This window comes from Bacillus sp. LR--39, from assembly GCF_053613335.1.
Window position 1 is genome coordinate 1 of the sequence record NZ_JBSIOT010000761.1, and the last position, 760, is coordinate 760.

Genomic DNA, 760 nt, shown 5'->3' on the forward strand with positions numbered 1-760 from the left:
CTGCTTGAGGCAGTCTGCACCCACTACGGGATTGATATGGATGTGCCGGTCAAAGATTTGCCGAAGCATCAACTGGATAAAGTGCTGTACGGCAGCGGAGATGACCTGATTTATTTCCGATATGAAAATGATTTTGGACAAATCCGCGAAGGTGAAATTCAATTTGAAGGCGTATTGCGCAACATTGAAAGACGCTATAAGGAGACAGGCTCCGATTTCATACGTGAGCAAATGGAGCAGTATATGTCTCAGAAGTCTTGTCCGACGTGCAAAGGCTATCGGTTAAAGAAAGAGGCGCTTGCCGTACTGATTGACGGCCGCCACATTGGGAAAATTACCGAGCTGTCTGTCGCCGACGCACTTGCCTTCTTTAAAGATCTTACCCTTTCTGAGAAGGATATGCAGATCGCCAATTTGATTTTGCGCGAAATTGTGGAGCGCTTAAGCTTTCTGGACAAAGTCGGCCTCGATTACCTGACATTGAGCAGGGCAGCGGGTACATTGTCCGGAGGAGAGGCGCAGCGCATCAGGCTGGCGACTCAAATTGGCTCGCGTTTATCCGGTGTGCTTTATATTTTAGATGAGCCGTCTATCGGTCTGCATCAGCGTGATAACGACCGCTTGATCAGCGCTCTGAAAAATATGAGAGACCTCGGGAACACGCTGATTGTTGTCGAACATGATGAGGACACGATGATGGCAGCAGATTATTTAATAGATATTGGACCGGGAGCCGGCATTCACGGCGGACAGGTGATAT

At 48.6% G+C, this 760-nt stretch carries 1 pseudogene; it reads left to right on the forward strand.

Annotated elements, in window-relative coordinates:
• Positions 1-760: pseudogene (locus ACWHAR_RS26355) on the forward strand (excinuclease ABC subunit UvrA); the annotation flags it as partial.